The sequence below is a fragment of the Thermomonas paludicola genome, assembly GCF_024498955.1.
Taxonomy (GTDB): Bacteria; Pseudomonadota; Gammaproteobacteria; order Xanthomonadales; family Xanthomonadaceae; genus Thermomonas; species Thermomonas paludicola.
The window spans coordinates 106,238-123,918 of the sequence record NZ_CP093311.1; the positions used below are offsets into that span (position 1 = coordinate 106,238).

Sequence of the window (17,681 nt, forward strand, 5' to 3'; positions counted from 1 at the left end):
GTTCGCGGTTTTTCCCATGCCGCATCAACAGGAGTTGCCCATGTCCGTCCTTCGTCCCGCTGCCCTGGCGCTTGCGCTGACCACTGCCCTGGCCTGTGGCGGCTACGCACCTCAGGCGCAGGCCGCCAACATGCCTGCCGTGGATATCCCGTATGAGAGTTTCACCCTGCCGAACGGGCTGCGGGTGATCGTGCATACCGACCGCAAGGCACCCATCGTGGCGGTCAATGTCTGGTACCACGTGGGCAGCAAGGACGAACCGGCGGGCCGCACCGGCTTCGCGCATCTGTTCGAGCACCTGATGTTCAACGGCAGCGAGAACGCGCCGGGCGAATTCTTCACCCCGTTCAAGGCGATCGGCGCCACCAACCAGAACGGCACCACCAATTCCGACCGCACCAATTATTTTGAAAACGTGCCGACCACTGCGCTGGATACCGCGCTGTGGATGGAGTCCGATCGCATGGGCCACCTGCTGGGCGCAATCGACCAGAAGACCCTGGACGAGCAGCGCGGCGTGGTCCAGAACGAGAAGCGCCAGGGCGAGAACCAGCCCTACGGCCAGGTCTGGGACGAGATCGGCAAGATCATGTACCCGGAAGGACATCCGTACCACCACAGCACCATCGGGTCGATGAACGACCTCAATGCGGCCTCGCTCGATGACGTGAAGACCTGGTTCAAGACCTGGTACGGCCCCAACAATGCGGTGCTGGTGCTGGCCGGCGACATCGACCTCGCCACGGCCAAGGCGAAGGTGGCGAAGTACTTCGGCGACATCCCGGCAACGCCGACCATGGCCCAGCCCAAGGTCGATGTGGCGGCGCACACCGCCAACTCGCACTCCGAAATGACCGATCAGGTGCCGCAATCGCGCATCTACCGGGTCTGGAACGTGGCCCAGTTCGGCGCGCCGGACCTCGACCGCCTGCAGTTGCTGGCGCAGATCCTGGGCGGCGGCAAGTCCTCGCGTCTCGACAAGCGCCTAGTGCATCAGGACAAGCTGGTCGACAACGTCAGCGCCGGCGCCTACGGCTCGCAGCTCAGCAGCACCTTCATGATCAGCGCCGCGGTCAAGCAGGGCGTGGACGTGGCCAAGGTGGAGGCTGCGATCGACGACGAGCTGAACAAGCTGCTGCGGGACGGCCCCAGCCAGGACGAGCTGGATCGCAACCGCACCGCCATCGAGGGCGGCTGGATTCGCGGCGTGGAGCGGATTGGCGGCTTTGGCGGCAAGGCTGACGCGCTGGCCGAATGCGCGGTGTTCGTGGGCAACCCAGGCTGCTTCCGCGATAGCCTGGAAACTCTGGCCGAGGCCACGCCGGAGTCGCTGCGCGTCGCCGGCAACACCTGGCTGGGCGCGGGCAAGGGCAGCCATACGCTGGTGGTCAACCCGGGCAAGCGGGTAGCCATTGGTGAAGCACCGGCGGTGACGCCGGCACCGTTCCAGGCACCGAAGGTGGACGCCAGGTACAAGACCACGGCCAGCACGGTGGATCGCAAAGCCGGCGTGCCGATGCCGGCCAGCTTCCCCGACCTGAAGTTCCCGACCCAGCAGCACGCCACGCTCAGTAACGGCACCAAGGTGGTGCTGGCCGAGCGCCACGACATCCCCGTCGTGCAGATGAGCTACGAGTTCCGCAGCGGCTATGCGGCCGATCCGGCCGGCAAGCCGGGCATGGCCAGCTTCACCATGGGCCTGCTGGACGAAGGCGCGGGCAACCTCGACGCGCTGGCCTTCGCCGACCGCGCGCAGGCGCTGGGTGCCAACCTCGGCGCCAGTGCCGGGCTGGACAGCAGCAGCGTGTATCTGTCCGCGCTCAAGCAGAATCTGGAACCCTCGGTGACTCTGTTCGCCGACATGCTGCGCGCCCCCCGTTTCGACCAGGCCGACATCGACCGCGTGCGCGGGCAGTGGATTGCCGGCATCAAGCAGGAAAAAGCCAACCCGAACGGCATCGTCCAGCGCGTGCTGCCGGGCCTGGTCTTCGGTGCTGGCCACCCCTACGCCACGCCGCGTACCGGCAGCGGCACCGAAGCCTCCATCGCCAGCCTGAGCCGCGCCGACCTCACCGCCTGGCAGGCGGGTGCGCTGCGCCCGCAGGATGCCACCCTGGTGGTGGTGGGCGACACCACGCTGGCAGACATCCTGCCGGTGCTGGAAAAGCATTTCGGTGACTGGAAGGCCACCGGCAAGGCCGGCACCGCCGCAGTCATTCCGCAGGTCGCGCTGCAGAAACAGCCGCGGGTGTTCCTGATCGACCAGCCGGGCGCCGTGCAGGCCAACATCTTTGCGGCGCAAACGGTGCCATCCAGCAGCGACCCGAAGGCGGTTCAGTTCGACATGGCCAACATGGTCATCGGCGGCGACTTCACCGCCCGCCTGAACATGAACCTGCGCGAGGACAAACACTGGTCCTACGGCGCGCGCAGCGGTGCCGGCGGTGCCGTGGGCCAGCGCCTGTGGATGGCCTCGGCGCCGGTGCAGATCGACAAGACCGGTGAAGCCGTGGCGGAGATGCAGCGCGAAATCGCGGATTACGCCAGCGGCAAGCGTCCGGCCAGCGGCGAAGAAGTCGAGGGCATGGAGAAGGTGCTGACCCTGACCCTGCCGGGCGCCTACGAGACCGCGTCGTCGGTGATGAACACCATCGCCAGCAACGTGCTGTATGGCCGTCCGGACGACTACGTGTTCCAGCGCACGGCCGAGATCCAGGCGATGACGCCGGGCCAGGTCAACGCCGAGGCCAAGCTGCTGAACGCCAACGGCCTGACCTGGCTGATCGTGGGCGACCTGTCGAAGATCGAAGCACCGGTGCGCGCGCTGAATCTGGGCGAGGTGACGGTGCTCGACGCCAACGGCCAGCCGGTGGCGAAGAAGTAAGTTCGCGCTCAAGAGCACTCCCCTCCCAACCTCCCCCTGCGCTGCGCGCAAGGGGAGGATGTTCTGCTCCCTCCCCTGCGGCGCAGGGGAGGGCCGGGGAGGGGTCGCTTTTGCACGATTCAGACGCGCCGGGCGACAATCCGGCGCGTCTTCTTTTTTCCGGGAACCTGCGCATGCCCCCGTCGATCCGCCTTGCCGCCGCCCTGCTGGTGCTTGCCCTGCCAGCCTGCACCTTCGTCAAGATGGCGCCCGGCGCGCAGCAGGTGAAGGTGCTGTCGGTCGCACCCAGCGGCTGCGAGAAGCGCGGCGAAGTCGCCGTGTCGATCACCCACAAAGTCGGCTTCTACGAGCGCAATCCAACCCAGGTGCGCGACGAGCTGGAAACGCTGGCCCGCAACGAGGCGCCCGGCCTCGGCGCCAACACGATCAGCCCCCAGGACATGCCGCATGAGGGCAGCCAGCGCTGGGCAATGTGGCGCTGCAACTGAACGCCGGCCCCGATCGCGACCGGGATTTGCGCACGATTTTGGCAATACGCCAGCGAATGGTTTCGTGAAGCGCTATCCTATGCGGTTCCGGCGCCTTCCTGGCGCCAGCGCGAGTGCCCCACCATGCTGTTCCAACATGTCGCCATTGCCGGCCTGGCCCATATCGACGCCCCGCGTCGCCTGGGCTCGGACGAGATCAACGCCCGCCTGAAGCCGACGCTGGATCGGCTGGGCATCAAGATCGACGTGCTCGGCGACGTCGCCGGCGTGCATGCCCGCCGCCTGTGGGACGACAACGTGCAGGCGTCCGATGCCGCCACCCTGGCCGGCGTGAAGGCGCTGGCCGATGCCGGCATCGATCCGGACAAGGTGGGCCTGCTGGTCAACACCTCGGTCAGCCGCGACTACCTGGAGCCGTCCACCGCCTCCATCGTCAGCGGCAACCTCGGCCTGCCCGACACCTGCCAGAATTTCGATGTCGCCAACGCCTGCCTGGCCTTCATCAACGGCATGGACATCGCCAGCCGCATGATCGAGCGCGGCGAGATCGACTACGCGCTGGTGGTGGATGGCGAGACCGCCAATCTGGCCTACGAGAAAACGCTGGACCGGATGAGCCGCATCGAACTCACCGAAGAGAACTTCCGCAGCGAACTGGCCACCCTGACGCTGGGCTCCGGTGCGGCAGCGATGGTGCTGGCGCGCGCCGAGCTTGCGCCGGGCGCGCCGCGCTACAAGGGCGGCGTCACCCGCGCCGCCACCGAGTGGAACAAGCTCTGCCGCGGCAACCTGGATGGCATGATCACCGACACCCGCACGCTGCTGGTCGAAGGCATCAAGCTGGCCACCAAGACCTTCGATGTCGCCAAACAGAAGCTGGGCTGGGTAGCGAGCGAACTGGATGAATTCGTCATCCATCAGGTCAGCAAAGTGCACACCGCCGCGTTCACCAAGGCGATGGGCATCGATCCGAAGAAAGTCATGACCATCTTTGCCGAATACGGCAACATCGGCCCGGCCTCGGTGCCGATCGTGCTGTCCAAGCTGCGCGAAATGGGCCGCCTGAAGAAGGGCAGCCGCATCGCGTTGCTCGGGATCGGATCGGGCCTGAACTGCTCGATGGCGGAAGTGGAGTGGTAGTGCCGGCCTGACCGGTCACTCCGCCCGTCGCGCGCGGCCAACACCCGCCTGCCCCGACGCCTGGTCTGGCGCCATGGGGCATGCGCATGCTTCAGCGAGGCGGCGCGGCCAGTTCCGTTGCGTCCAGATAGCCGTCGTGGTTGGCATCCTGCTTGCGAAAACGCATCGCCAGTTGTCCACGATGCGCCGCCCGGGTGATCGGCGGGCCTTTGCCGCCCGGCTGCTCGTCCGCCGAGAGCACGCCATCGTGATCACGATCCATCCCATCGAAGGCGTAACTCAGCCAGTCCTGGTATTCGGCCAGCGACACGCGGCCGTCGCGGTCGGCATCCATCTTCGCCAGATAATCGCCGCTGCCGTGCACCTGCGCCATTGCCGGCAGCGCCAATGACAGGGCAAGCAGCGGCAGGCCGTTCAATGTTGCGGCGCCGCTTCAGCGGCGGCAACGGGGTCGCGCAGGAGCGCATTGATCTCGTCGATGATGGTATCCAGCATTCCTTCACCATAGCCGGCGTGATGCGCGGCCACGCGGCCCTGGCGGTCCACGATCCACAGACTGGGATAGCCTTTCACGTCATAGCGATCAGCGATGCCGCCATCGGCGTCGCGGCTTTGCAGCAGCGCGTAGCTTTTCATCTGCCGCATCATGACCCGGTAATCCTCGGGCGTGTCCTTCACGTTGACCGCAACGACCTGCAGCAGGTTGCCCGCGTGGCGCTGCAATGAGTCAAGTACCGGCAACTCCTTCAAGCAGTAGGTGCACCACGAGGCCCAGAACGTCACCACCACGATCTTGCCACGGTATTGCTCGAGCGTGACCGGCTTGCCGTCGCGCCCTTTGCCAAGCGCGCCCGGGGCGGCGTCGCCGATGGCCGGGCCGGCGGCTTGGGCGGCACAGGCAACCGCAAAAAGCACAAGGGCAAGCAGGTAGCGACGCATGGCGTGTCCGGATTGGATGCGGGGAAAACGAGCGCACTGTAGCAGCCGCCTGCGACAATACGCGCATGCCTGAGCTTCCCGAAGTCGAGACCACCCGCCGCGGTCTGGCGCCGCATGTCGAAGGGCGTTGGGTGACGCGGGTGGTGCTGCGCCGGCCCGATCTGCGCTGGCCGATCCCGCCGGAAGTGCAGACCCTGCTGCCGGGGCAGCGCATTGCCTGCGTGCGCCGCCGCGCCAAATACCTGTTGCTGGACACCGAGGCCGGCAGCGCGCTGCTGCATCTGGGCATGTCCGGCAGCCTGCGCGTCTTGCCGGACACCACCGCGCTGCGCGCGCACGATCATGTGGACATCGCGCTGGATGCCCCCGATGGCGCACCCGCCCGCGTATTGCGCTTCAACGATCCACGCCGGTTCGGTTGCCTGCTGTGGCAAGCGCCCGGCGAATGCCATCCCCTGCTCGCCGGGCTTGGCCCGGAACCGCTGTCGGACGCATTCGACGGCGAGTATCTGTACGCACGCAGCCGCGGCCGCGGCGCCCCGGTCAAGACTTTCCTGATGGACCAGGCCGTGGTGGTCGGGGTGGGCAACATCTATGCCGCCGAGGCGCTGTTCATGGCCGGCATCGCACCGCTGCGCGCGGCGGGCAAGATCTCGCGCGAACGCTGCGTTGCCCTTGCCGATGCGGTGAAACGCATCCTGTCGCACGCCATCCAGCGCGGCGGGACCACCCTGCGCGACTTCATCAGCCCGGACGGCGCGCCCGGCTATTTCGAACAGGAACTGCTGGCCTACGGCCGCGGCGGGCAACCCTGCCTGCGCTGCGGTCGCGCGCTGAAGCAGGCCAGCATCGGCCAGCGCGCCAGCGTCTGGTGCGCGCACTGCCAGCGCTGAACGCCAACGGTCGCGCTTGGTTATAGTGCGGCAACCCCGTCTCACCCGAACCGCCCTGCTGATGACCGATACCGGCGAAATCACCGTCCTGCTGGAAGCCGCGCGCGAAGGCGACCGCAGCGCGCTGGATCGGGTGCTGGCCACGCTCTACCAGGAGCTGCACGGCATGGCCCGGCGCCAGCTGGCGGGGCAGCAGCACGGGCATACGCTGGATGCCACCGCGCTGGTGCACGAGGCCTATCTGAAGCTGATCGGACGCGGCGCCGGCAGCGCGCAGTTCGACGACCGCGCGCACTTCTTCGCCTATGCCGCGTCGGCGATGCGCTCGGTGATCGTGGATTACGCGCGCCAGCGCCTGGCGCAAAAGCGCGGCGGTGACCTGCACCGCGTCACCGAGCTGCCGGAAAACCTGGAAGGCGGGCTGCGCATGGATGAAGACATGCTCGGGCTGGATACCGCACTGACGCGCCTGGCGGCCGTCGATCCGCGCCTGACCCAAGTGGTGGAGCTGCGCTATTTCGCGGGGCTGTCGGAACTGGAAATCGCCGCCCTGATGCAGCGCTCGGAACGCAGCGTGCGCCGCGACTGGCAGAAAGCGCGCCTGTTCCTGCTGGCCTCGCTGCAGGAGGCGCCGCCGGCCTGACCGCAAGGTCGGGGACGCGGCCACCCGCATGGACGCCGAACGCTGGCAACGCCTGTCGCCCCTGCTTGACGCGCTGTTGGAACTCCCGGTCGGAGAGCGCACGCAGCACCTGCAGGTGCTGCGCCGCGAAGATCCGCTGCTGGCCGACGAGCTGGAGAAACTGCTGGCGCTGGGCGCGGAGGATGCCGACTTCCTCGCCACGCCGGTCATGCAATTGCCCGTAGGCGCCGTGCCGGGCGCACGGCTTGGCCCCTATCGGCTGGAGCGGCTGGTGGGTGAAGGCGGCATGGGCCAAGTGTGGCTGGCGGCGCGCGCCGACGGCCTGTACGAGCGCAAGGTGGCGTTGAAGCTGCTGCGCCCCGGCTTGGCCGATCCGCGCCTGCGCCAACGCTTCGATCGCGAGCGCGAAATCCTGGCGCGCTTCGCGCATCCCTACATCGCACGCCTGCTGGATGCCGGCGTGGACCAGAACAACCAGCCTTATCTGGCGCTGGAATACGTGGAAGGCGAGCCCCTCACCAGTTGGTGCCAGTCGCGCCAGCTCGGCATCGCCGCGCGCCTGGACCTGTTTCGCCAGGTGTGCGATGCGGTGAGCCATGCACATGCCAACCTGATCGTGCATCGCGACCTCAAGCCATCCAATATCCTGGTGACTCCCGCAGGCCACGTGCGCCTGCTCGATTTCGGCATCGCCAAATTGCTGGACGTCAATCCGCTGCCGGTGGATCAAACCGGCATCGGCGTGCGCACTTTCACCCTGCACTACGCCGCGCCCGAGCAGATCCGCGGCGAGCCGGTCACCACCATGACCGACGTGTATTCACTCGGCGTGGTGCTGTATGAGCTGCTGACCGGCAGCAAACCCTACCGGCTCACGCGGCAAACCGATGCCGAGTGGGAAGAAGCGATCCTCCATGGCGAACGCCAGCGCCCCTCGCAGGCGGCGCTGCACGCGGACCCGCTGATGACGCGCCCCTATTCGCCGGCGCGGCTCGCGCGCGAGCTGACCGGCGACCTGGACAACATCACCCTGAAGGCGCTGGCCAAAACCCCCGGGCAGCGCTACGTGTCCGCGGAAGCGCTGTCGCAGGACCTGCTGTGCTATCTGCGTGGCCGGCCGGTGCTGGCGCGCGGCGAAAGCCTGCGCTACCGGGTGCGCAAATACATGCACCGCCATCGCTGGGCCATCAGCGCCGGCGCCACCATCCTTGTCGTGCTGCTGGGCGCGCTGGGCGTGGTCAGCTGGCAGGCCCAGCGCGCGCTGCGCGAGGCCAGCCGCGCGCAAGCCATGCAGCATTTCGTCGCCGAGCTGTTCCAGGATGCCGGCAGCTCGCCCAACACCCCCATCGACCTGCGCAGCCTGCTGGACATGGGCATCCTGCGCGGCGAACGCAGCCTGGCCCGGCAGCCGCAAGCGCGTGCGGAACTCTATGGCGTCGTCGCGCAGCTGCGTCTGGGCCTGGGCGACTATCGCGAAGCCGACGACCTGCTGAACCGGCAAGCCAAGCTGCTGGCGCAATTGCCGGACGCCCCCATCAGCCTGCGCCTGGAAGCCGCCACCTTGCGCGGCGATGTGCAGTACGAGCTGGGCAACCCGCAGGCCTGCACCACGCAACTGCGGCCCCTGCAGGGCCTGGCCCGTCAGGAAGAACAGCAACTCCCGCTGCAGGCCGCGGCCTTCCATTCACAGCTGGGGCGTTGCATGCGCGAGGCGGGCCAATCCAGCAGCGCCAAGCGCCTGTTCACGCGTGCGCTGGAATTGCGGCGCAAGCAGGACGACGACGCCGGTGTTGCCGAAACCATGCTGGACATGGCCACGCTGGAGGCCGATGCGGGCAGGCCCGATGAAGCACTGCGCATCCTGCAGGCCGGTCTGGCGCAGCTGCGGCAGAAAGCCGGCGACCACCATCCGCAGGCCATCGGCATGCTGCGCGCGATGTGCGCGCTGGAACGCACCACCGACGCACTCGACGCGGCGGTACGCGACTGCCGGGCCTCCCTGGCGCTGGCGCAAGAGCTGCACGGCCGCAACCATCGCACCACCATCGACGCCAGCCGGCAGCTGGCCGCCCTGTACGTGGACCTGGGGCATTTCAGCGAAGCCGAAACCATCTTCCTGGAGACCACGGCGTGGATGCGCGCACGCCTGGACGGCAACCATCCGGACATGGCGCGTGCCTACAACAGCCTCGGCATCGTCGCCTGGGAACGCGGCGACCTTGAACGCGCCCTGCGCTTCCAGCGGCAGGCGGTGGCCGCATGGCGAAAATCAGGCAACGCGGGGCTGACGGCGGGCGGGCTGTTCAACCTGGCGATGATCCTGCATGACGCCGGGCGCGACCGCGAAGCCCTGGGGCCGGCACGCGAGGCTGCTGCGCTGCGCACGCAACAGTTCGGCGCCAGCCACGCCCTGGTGGGCGACAGCATGCGCTTGATCGGCGAAATCCTGACGGCGCTGGATCAGCCGGATGCGGCACGCCCCGCGCTGGAACAGGCGGTGCAGCTGACCAGCCAGGGCTATGGCGCGACGCATTCGCATGCGCGTCGCGCCGAAGTCGCGCTGGCGCGCCTGCGCGCCCGCCAGGGCGACGCCGGCGCAGTGGCGCAGCTCGCCGCGCTGGGCCAGGCGCGCGGCGGCAGCCTGGAACAGCGCAAAGTCGTCTGGCTGGCGCAGGCCTATGCGGCCGAACTGCGCTGCATGCAACAGCCCAGGCCCGCCCAGCTGGCACTGGATGCCACCCTGACCGAGATGCAGCTGGCCGTTCCAGAAGGCGGTGCGATTCCGCGCGACGTGCAGCGCATCCGCGATGCGTGCGGCAAGCCGCTCAAAGCGGCAGCGGCACCTGCAGCGGCTCGATGACGCCCTCACCGCGCATCACCTTCTTGAACTCGGCCCGGCTGACCGACACGTAGCGTTCATTGCCGCCGATTTCCACCTGCGGCCCGTCCTGTACGGCGCGCCCCTGCGCATCGATGCGCACGTTCATGGTCGCTTTCTTGCCGCTGTGGCAAATGGTCTTGATTTCCGACAATTCGTCCGCCCACGCCAGCAGATACTGGCTGCCCTCGAACAGCTCGCCACGGAAATCGGTGCGCAGCCCGTAACACAGCACCGGGATATGCAATCGATCCACCACTTCACTGAGCTGCCACACCTGCGCGCGACTCAGGAACTGCGCTTCGTCCACCAGCACGCAGTGCAACGCGCCGTGCGCGACGATGTCGCGCTCGATGCTGCGCTGCAAATCATCTTCGTGCTCGAAGCACAGCCCCTGCGCACGCAGGCCGATCCGCGACGCCACCGTGCCGCTGCCGGCGCGATCATCCAGGTTCGGCGTCAGGATCGCGACCCGCATGCCGCGTTCGCGGTAATTGTGCGCACTCTGCAGCAGGGTGGTGGTCTTGCCCGCGTTCATCGCGGAGTAGTAGAAGTAAAGCTTGGCCATGCACGGATTCTACCGGCGCACAAGGCTGGCGGCGGTGGCCGTGGCCTTCGACAATGACGGCCAATGCAGCGCGATCCCCTCCACGGTCTCAACCCACCCCAACGCGCGGCGGTCCTGCATACCGAGGGTCCGCTGCTGGTGCTGGCGGGTGCCGGCAGTGGCAAGACCCGGGTGATCATCGAAAAGGTCGCGCATTTGGTGGCCACCGGCCGCTGCCCGGCCAGGCGCATCGCCGCGATCACCTTCACCAACAAATCCGCGCGCGAAATGCGCGAGCGCGCGAGCCGGCGCATCAAGGGCGACGCCGCGCAAGAGTTGACGGTGTCCACCTTCCACGCGCTGGGCCTGCGCATGTTGCAGATCGACCACGCCAAGCTGGGCCTGCGCCGCGGCTTCTCGATTTTCGATGCCGACGATTCCGCCGCGCAGATCAAGGACCTGCTGCCGCCCGGCAGCAAGCCGGATGTGATTGACGCGATGAAACAGCTGGTGTCCCGCGCCAAGAATGCGGGGCTGTCGCCGGAACAGGCGGCCGCAGTGGCACGCAGCACCCGCGAGCATGAAGCAGCAGCGCTGTACGCGCACTACCAGAAGCGCCTGAGCGCGTTCAACGCGGTGGATTTCGACGATCTGATCCGGCTGCCGGTGCAGCTGCTGGAGAACGACGAAGAGGCGCGGATGGGCTGGCGCGAGCGCATCGGCTACCTGCTGGTGGACGAGTGCCAGGACACCAACGACGCCCAGTACCGCCTGCTCAAGGCGATCGCCGGCGAGGCCGGGCAGTTCACCTGCGTGGGCGACGACGACCAGAGCATCTACGCCTGGCGTGGCGCCAACCCCGACAACCTGCTGGCGCTGGGCAGCGACTATCCGGCCCTGAAGATCATCAAGCTGGAGCAGAACTACCGCTGCTCCAACCGGGTGCTGCGCGCGGCCAACGCGCTGATCGCCCACAACCCGCACGAACACCCGAAGACGCTGTGGAGCGAGGCCGCCGACGGCGAGCGCATCCGCGTCTGGGAATGCCGCGACGCCGCCCACGAAGCCGACAAGGTCGCCGCGGAAATCCAGTTCGTTGCACAAAAGCACGCCGCCGCCGACGGCACGCCGCCGTGGAGCGAGTTCTGCATCCTGTTCCGCGGCAACCACCAGAGCCGCGCGCTGGAAAAGGCGCTGCAATTGCTGCGCATCCCCTACCATCTGAGCGGCGGCACCGCGTTCCTGGATCGCGGCGAAGTGAAGGACGCGCTGGCCTGGCTGCGCCTGCTGGCCAATCCGGAAGACGACGCCGCGTTCCTGCGCGCGGTGCAGTCGCCCAACCGCGGCGTCGGCGCCGGCACGCTGGCGAAGCTGGGCGAGCTGGCCAACCAGAAGCACCTGCCGCTGGCCCGCGCCGCCGAATCGATGGCGGTGGCGCAGCAGCTGCCAGCGCGCGCGGCCAATGCGCTGCAGGGGTTCTCCGGCATCGTGCATGCGCTGCGCGCCGATGCCCACGCGCTGCCGTCGGCCGAGCTGGTGCGCAAGCTCACCGAACGCTCCGGCCTGCTGGCCGCGCTGCGCGCCAGCTGCAAGGACGAAGCGCAGTTCAAGATGCGCCGGCGCAACCTGGACGAGCTGGCCGACTGGTTCGACGGCCCCAAAACCTCCGGCCCGGGCGAGCTGGCCGCCGCGCTGGCGCTGCTCTCGCACGCCGACAAGGGCGAGGCCGGCAACCAGGTGCGGCTGATGTCGATGCACGCGGCGAAGGGGCTGGAGTTCCGCTTCGTGTTCATCGTCGGGGTGGAGGACGGCAACCTGCCGCACGAGGCCAGCATCGAGGAAGGCCGCATCGACGAGGAGCGCCGGCTGTTCTACGTCGGCATCACCCGCGCCAAGGAGCGGCTGTGGTTGTCGCATGCCAAGGAGGCGCAGCGCTGGGGCGACAAGCTGCGGCTCAAGCCCAGCCGGTTCATCGAGGAGTTGCCCGCCGATGAATTGCAACGCGACGGCGCCGACCCGGAAGCAGATGCCGCGCAGAAGGCCGAACGGCGCAGCGTCAGTTTCGCCAACATCCGCGCCATGCTTGCCGATTAGTGCCGCTACACTCGCATCACCGAAGTCCCGGACCCCGCCATGCGCCGCCTTTTGCCCGTTCTCCTGCTTGTCCTGCTGGGCGCCTGCAGCACCCCGGCGCTGCGTTCCGGTGCCGCCAGCTCGACCATTCGCGACATCGATGACCTGGCCCAGCTCGCCCCGGCATTGAACGAGGGGCGCGGCCGCACGCTTTTGGTACTGGATATCGATGACACCCTGCTGACGTCCGATGGCTTCTTCGGCAGCGACAAGTGGTACGAGTGGCAAAAACGGCTGCCCGCCAGCGATCCGGGCAAGGTGCCCTGCCTGTTCGACGTGATTTCCATGAATTACGAAACCGGCACGCAAACCCCCACCCAGCCGGATGGCCCGGCGCTGATCAACGCGCTGGCCGTGGACAAGCTGCTGCTGACCTCGCGCAACCCGCTCTATCGCGGCGGCACCCTGCGCACCCTGCAGGCGGCCGGCTATGCGTTGCCAGCCATGCTGGGCGGGCAGGTGGAGGGTCGCAGCTGGGACTTCCGCAAAGCGGCAGACGCCAAGCCGGTGCGGGTGTTCTACGACCAGGGCCTGTTCATGACCACCGGCCAGGACAAGGGACTGGCGCTGCTGAACCTGTTGCAGGGATTGCACCTGCGCTACGACCGGGTGGTGCTGGTGGATGACGGGCAGAAAAACATCGACAACATGCGCGCAGCGCTGCAGGTCGCCCACATCGATTATCTGGGCCTGCATTACACCCGGGTCAACAAGGGCATTGGCAGCGACGATGCCACCGCCGGCCGCGCCGGCTGGCAGGCCTGGCGCCAGCTGCTGGCCAGCGCCTATCCCAAGCGTTTGGCCGATCTCGAAAATGGCAAGTGTTTCTATTAAATTCAACAAGTTGCATGTTTTTCCTTGCTTATTGCATAAACTCGAATGCAGGGTTACTCTGGCCGCGTCCGGTGTTCAGCCGGAGCCATGCCACAACTGTCGTCCTCCGGCCCGGCCGGATTTTGAGGAGACCCCGGGTCTCCTTTTTCTTGCCCGCCGTCGGCCCTGCGGCTTGCGCTGCCAGCCGCGCAAGCCGACACTCCAGCGCATGTCCTCCGGAGATGCCGCGTTTCGACACCGCCACTGGGCGCTGGCCCTGTGCCTGGCGTTGGCCATGCCGTGGCTGTCGGGATGCCAGCGCGGTTCCGGTCCTGACACCGCAGCGAACACCGCCAGCCTGCAGGATGCCGCGGCCAGCCGGCCAGCGGATGCGATCCATGTGCTGCGCGACCGTCTGCTGGCGCGCGACGGTGCCGGTTTTGCCAGGCTGGCGGTGCCGCCGACGCTGCACGCGCAGCTGCAGCAGGCCTGGCTCCAGGGGCGCAGCCGCTGGCCGCTGGATGAATTGCCGCTGGATGCACGCATCCCGAAGATGCTGGCCGCCCTGCAGGCGCCGAACGCCGACAAGGTGCTGATGGCGACCTTCCGCAAGCAATTCGCAGGCGCCGACGCCGATATCGATCAGGCCGTCCGCACCCTGGTGGTGTTCGGCAGCGGCTATCTCCAGGAAAGCCCCGACGACAGCCAGGAAGAACGCGACCACAGCACCCAGGCGCTCACCGCCCTGGGCCATTGGGCCGTGCATGCGCCACTGTCCGATCCCAAACGCGCCCAACGCTTTTTCACTGCGCTCAGCGCTGCCGCCGTTCGCAGCGGCATCGACAGCAAAGCGGGGAACCGGGCGTTCGCCACGCTGGGCATGACCCAGAGCCTGAACCGCCTGTCGCCGTTCCTGGCCACCCTGCTGGATCAGCTGAATCGACAGTACCGTCTGGATATCGACGCCGCCCTGCGCAGCCTGCACGTGACCCTGCTGGAGCAGACCGGCGACAACGCCAGCCTGCGCCTGCACTATGTCCTGGCGGGCCAACCGATCGACGCGGTGATCCCGGTGGAACGCATCGACGGCCACTGGTATCTGTCGGACTACGTTCGCCAGGCGCAGGCGTCGCTGCAAGGCGGCGTGCAGTGACTCCCCATTGACCCTCGGGCCACGAATCGCCCACACCCTCCCAAAGAACCAGCGCAATCGGCCGATACACTGACGAGAAGCACGCATTTCGCGCATCCCGTGCGCAACCCGCACGGCAAACGCGACATCACACCAGGGCAAACGCATGAGCGAGAGGCACCCCACGGATCAAGATCACGACGCACGTGACGATCACGCGGAGGGCGCCTCGGGCTTTGCCGCAACCGGTCTGTCGATCCTTGCCGCCACCGACGTGCGCGCGGTTGCCGCAGCGCTCCTGCAAGGCCTGCAAGGTTGCGGCTTCCCGGCCAGTGCAGTGGCATGGACGGATCACGGGGAGCTGTTGTTCGAACCCCCCGAGGCGGGCAGTCCCGAGCAGTCGCAGGCCGCCGTTGCGGCATTCGCCGGGCAACCGCAGACGGTCGCCGGTATCGCCGAAGCCCATTTGCTGCCGCCCGGTGCGGCCGATGCCGGCGCGGTCCTGCTGGCGCGCCCGGGCCGGCAGGGTGCACTTTCGCCCGTGCAGTCGCGCCTGCTGGCGCTGGCCGGGCGACGCCTGTCCGAACTGTTCTCGATCCAGCGGCTGCACGCGACGGTCAAGGATCTGGGGCACGCCGAGAAGTTGCAGCATGCGTTGTTCGCGATCGCCGACATGGCCTCGTCCGAGCGCGACATGCAGAGCCTGCTGCACGGCCTGCACCAGATCATCGGCCAGCTCATGTACGCCGAGAACTTCTACATCGCGCTCTACACCCCCGAACGCGACACCCTGCGCTTCATCTATTTCGTCGATGAAATGGATGGCGAAATGTATGACCCCGACCAGGAGATCCCGGCCTCGGAAATGGGCCGCAGCCTCACCCTCGGCCTGATTCGCCACGGTCGCGCGGTGCGCGGGCCGTCGGAGGACATCGCGCGCATGCTCAAGCTGCCGCAGGACGGCAAGTTCGGTACGCCGTCGATCGACTTCATGGGCGTGCCGATGCGCCGCGACGGCCAGGTGATGGGCGCACTGGTGGTGCAAAGCTATCGCGAAGGCATGGGCTATACCCAGTCCGATTGCGCGGTGCTGGGATTCGTTGCCGAACACGTGCTCAACGCGGTGGAGCGCAAGCGCGGGCAGCAGGCACTGGAGCAGCGGGTGAAAGACCGCACCAGCGAGCTGGCGGCCGTCAACATCCAGCTGAAGGCGCAGATCGTCGAGCGCGAACGCGCCGCGCATTTGCAGGCCACCCTGTACCGGATCGCGGCGCTGGCCAACAACCAGGAAAGCGACGAGGATTTCTATCGCAGCATCCACCAGGCGGTGGGCGAGCTGCTCGATGCCGAGAATTTCTACATCGCCCTGGTTTCCGCGGATGGCGCGCGGCTGGAGATTCCCTACTCGGTGGATGCGGCAGGCGATCAGCGCAATGACCGCCCGCTGGGCCTCGGCCTGAGCGAATACGTCCTGCGCCACGGGCAAACCCTGCTGATCGACGATGCCGGCGTTCGCGACCTGGTGGCGCAAGGCGATGTCGATGCCAGCCACCATGCCAGCCGGACATCCGCCGTGTGCTGGCTCGGCGCGCCGCTGCAGGGCTCGGACGGGGTCATCGGCCTGGTCGTGGTGCAAAGCTATCGGCCGGATTTGACCTATGCCCAGCAAGACGCCGAGCTGCTGACCTTCGTCGCCCACCAGATCGCCAGCAGCGTGCAGCGCCGGCGGCAAGCCGAAGCGCTGCGCACGCTGAATGCCGAACTCGAGCAACGCGTGCAGGCCCGCACCCGCGAACTGCGCCGTGAAATATCGGTGCGTGAACAGGTGGAGGCGCAGCTCAAGCATCAGGTGATGCACGATCCCCTGACCGGCCTGCCCAACCGCCTGTATCTGCGCGATCGGCTGGATCGCGCCCTGTCCAGCCAGCAGCGCAATGCGCAACATCATTTCGCACTGCTCTACCTGGACGTCGATCGCTTCAAGCTGTTCAACGACAGCCTGGGCCATCTGGCCGGCGATGTCGTCCTGCGCGAGGTCTCGCGCCGGTTGCTGGAATGCGTGCGCACGCCCGATATCGTCGCGCGCCTGTCGGGTGACGAATTCGCGATCCTGCTGGAAGAAGGCCAGCAGCCAGCCACCGCCAGCAAGATTGCCCAGCGCATCCAGTCGCGGATGCAGGCACCGATCCAGGTCGGCGAGCGCGACCTGCAGGCCTCGGTCAGCATCGGCATCGCGATCAGCCATCCGCGCTACCAGACCATCGACGAAATGCTGCATGACGCCGACGTGGCCCTGTATCGCGCCAAGGCGACCGGCCGGCAGCGCTTCGTGCTATTCGACGAAACCCAGCAAAAAGTCGCGATGAACGTGCTGGAGCTGGAGCTGGAGCTGCGCAACGCCTTGCACGTCGGCGAATTCCGGCCCTATTTCCAACCCATCGTGCAGCTGACCGATGGCCACACGGTGGGCTACGAAGCGCTGATCCGCTGGCAACACCCGGTGCGCGGGTTGCTGGGCCCCGGCGAGTTCCTGCCGGTGGCGGAGGAAAGCGGGCTGATCGAGGCGATCGACTGGCACATGTACCGGCTGGCCTGCACCGAAGGTGCCACGCTGGTCGCCAACGGCGGCTTTGTCAGCATCAACATCTCGCCGCGCCATTTCCAGTACGAGGACTTCGACCAGCGCCTGCTGGAGCTGCTGCGCGAAACCGGCTTCCCGCCGGCGCAGCTGCGCATCGAGGTCACCGAAAGCACCCTACTGGGCGATCCGGAGGCGGCGGCGCGGATCCTGCAGCGCCTGCAGGATGCCCACGTGGGTACCGCGCTCGACGACTTCGGCACCGGCTACTCCTCGCTCAGCTACGTGCATCGCTTCCCGCTGAAGTCGATCAAGATCGATCGCTCGTTCATCAGCGGCCTGGACCAGTCCGGCGCCAGCCGCAGCTGGGCGATCGTCGGCGCAGTGCAGAGCCTGGCCCAGTCGCTGAATCTGGACGTGGTTGCCGAGGGCGTGGAAACCGAAGGCCAGCGGCAAGCCCTGCTGGCGATGGGCTGCGCGCATGCGCAGGGGTTCCTGTTCGGCCGGCCACAAGCCTCGCTGCACTGGCTGGATGCGCCCCAGCCGGCGGTTTCGCCCGTGGAATCGTGACGGTCATCTCATAAGCGCGGCGCCCGCCGGCGCCTCCGCGTTG

General features: G+C 67.4%; 13 protein-coding genes. 10 read left to right on the top strand and 3 right to left on the bottom strand.

Features of this window, described 5'->3' with window-relative positions:
• The first annotated feature begins 40 nt into the window (after positions 1-40).
• The 3 genes from LIW09_RS00495 to LIW09_RS00505 all read left to right on the top strand — a co-directional run bounded on the left by LIW09_RS00495 (position 41) and on the right by LIW09_RS00505 (position 4,512).
• Complete coding sequence (locus LIW09_RS00495) at positions 41-2,884, top strand: M16 family metallopeptidase (RefSeq protein ID WP_256646046.1); 2,844 nt, start codon at positions 41-43, stop codon at positions 2,882-2,884.
• 173 nt (positions 2,885-3,057) lie between these two features.
• The gene (locus tag LIW09_RS00500) at positions 3,058-3,372 is read left to right on the top strand and encodes a DUF4156 domain-containing protein (protein WP_256646047.1); all 315 of its coding nucleotides are present in this window, start codon (positions 3,058-3,060) and stop codon (positions 3,370-3,372) included.
• Positions 3,373-3,495: 123 nt separating this feature from the next.
• Positions 3,496-4,512, top strand: coding sequence for a 3-oxoacyl-ACP synthase III (locus tag LIW09_RS00505; RefSeq protein WP_256646048.1), 1,017 nt, complete (start codon positions 3,496-3,498; stop codon positions 4,510-4,512).
• Positions 4,513-4,603: 91 nt separating this feature from the next.
• Here LIW09_RS00505 and LIW09_RS00510 read toward each other — a convergent pair whose 3' ends face one another.
• Both LIW09_RS00510 and LIW09_RS00515 read right to left on the bottom strand, forming a co-directional pair.
• Complete coding sequence (locus LIW09_RS00510) at positions 4,604-4,885, bottom strand: EF-hand domain-containing protein (RefSeq protein WP_256647103.1); 282 nt, start codon at positions 4,883-4,885, stop codon at positions 4,604-4,606.
• Positions 4,886-4,926: 41 nt separating this feature from the next.
• Positions 4,927-5,451, bottom strand: coding sequence for a TlpA family protein disulfide reductase (locus LIW09_RS00515; protein WP_256646049.1), 525 nt, complete (start codon positions 5,449-5,451; stop codon positions 4,927-4,929).
• 65 nt (positions 5,452-5,516) lie between these two features.
• Between LIW09_RS00515 and mutM the strand changes: the two genes are divergently transcribed.
• The 3 genes from mutM to LIW09_RS00530 all read left to right on the top strand — a co-directional run bounded on the left by mutM (position 5,517) and on the right by LIW09_RS00530 (position 9,847).
• Complete coding sequence (gene mutM, locus LIW09_RS00520; RefSeq protein WP_256646050.1) at positions 5,517-6,344, top strand: bifunctional DNA-formamidopyrimidine glycosylase/DNA-(apurinic or apyrimidinic site) lyase; 828 nt, start codon at positions 5,517-5,519, stop codon at positions 6,342-6,344.
• Positions 6,345-6,405: 61 nt separating this feature from the next.
• Complete coding sequence (locus tag LIW09_RS00525) at positions 6,406-6,987, top strand: ECF-type sigma factor (RefSeq protein WP_256646051.1); 582 nt, start codon at positions 6,406-6,408, stop codon at positions 6,985-6,987.
• A gap of 28 nt (positions 6,988-7,015) precedes the next feature.
• The gene (locus tag LIW09_RS00530) at positions 7,016-9,847 is read left to right on the top strand and encodes a serine/threonine-protein kinase (protein WP_256646052.1); all 2,832 of its coding nucleotides are present in this window, start codon (positions 7,016-7,018) and stop codon (positions 9,845-9,847) included.
• Here the strand turns inward: LIW09_RS00530 and LIW09_RS00535 are convergent.
• Positions 9,813-10,433 carry a thymidine kinase gene (locus tag LIW09_RS00535; RefSeq protein ID WP_256646053.1) on the bottom strand — a complete coding sequence of 207 codons (621 nt, stop codon included), beginning with the start codon at positions 10,431-10,433 and terminating at the stop codon, positions 9,813-9,815. The genes LIW09_RS00530 and LIW09_RS00535 overlap by 35 nt on opposite strands.
• Positions 10,434-10,496: 63 nt before the next feature.
• Between LIW09_RS00535 and LIW09_RS00540 the strand changes: the two genes are divergently transcribed.
• From LIW09_RS00540 to LIW09_RS00555, 4 genes are all read left to right on the top strand, one after another.
• Entirely contained in the window at positions 10,497-12,506 is a 2,010-nt protein-coding gene (locus LIW09_RS00540) for a UvrD-helicase domain-containing protein (protein ID WP_256646054.1), read from the top strand.
• A 39-nt stretch (positions 12,507-12,545) separates the two neighbouring features.
• On the top strand, positions 12,546-13,379 hold the full coding sequence (locus tag LIW09_RS00545; RefSeq protein WP_256646055.1) for a DUF2608 domain-containing protein: 834 nt from the start codon (positions 12,546-12,548) through the stop codon (positions 13,377-13,379).
• 208 nt (positions 13,380-13,587) lie between these two features.
• Entirely contained in the window at positions 13,588-14,511 is a 924-nt protein-coding gene (locus LIW09_RS00550; protein ID WP_256646056.1) for a cupredoxin domain-containing protein, read from the top strand.
• Between the two features lie 145 nt (positions 14,512-14,656).
• On the top strand, positions 14,657-17,638 hold the full coding sequence (locus LIW09_RS00555; RefSeq protein WP_256646057.1) for an EAL domain-containing protein: 2,982 nt from the start codon (positions 14,657-14,659) through the stop codon (positions 17,636-17,638).
• The last annotated feature ends 43 nt before the right edge of the window (positions 17,639-17,681 follow it).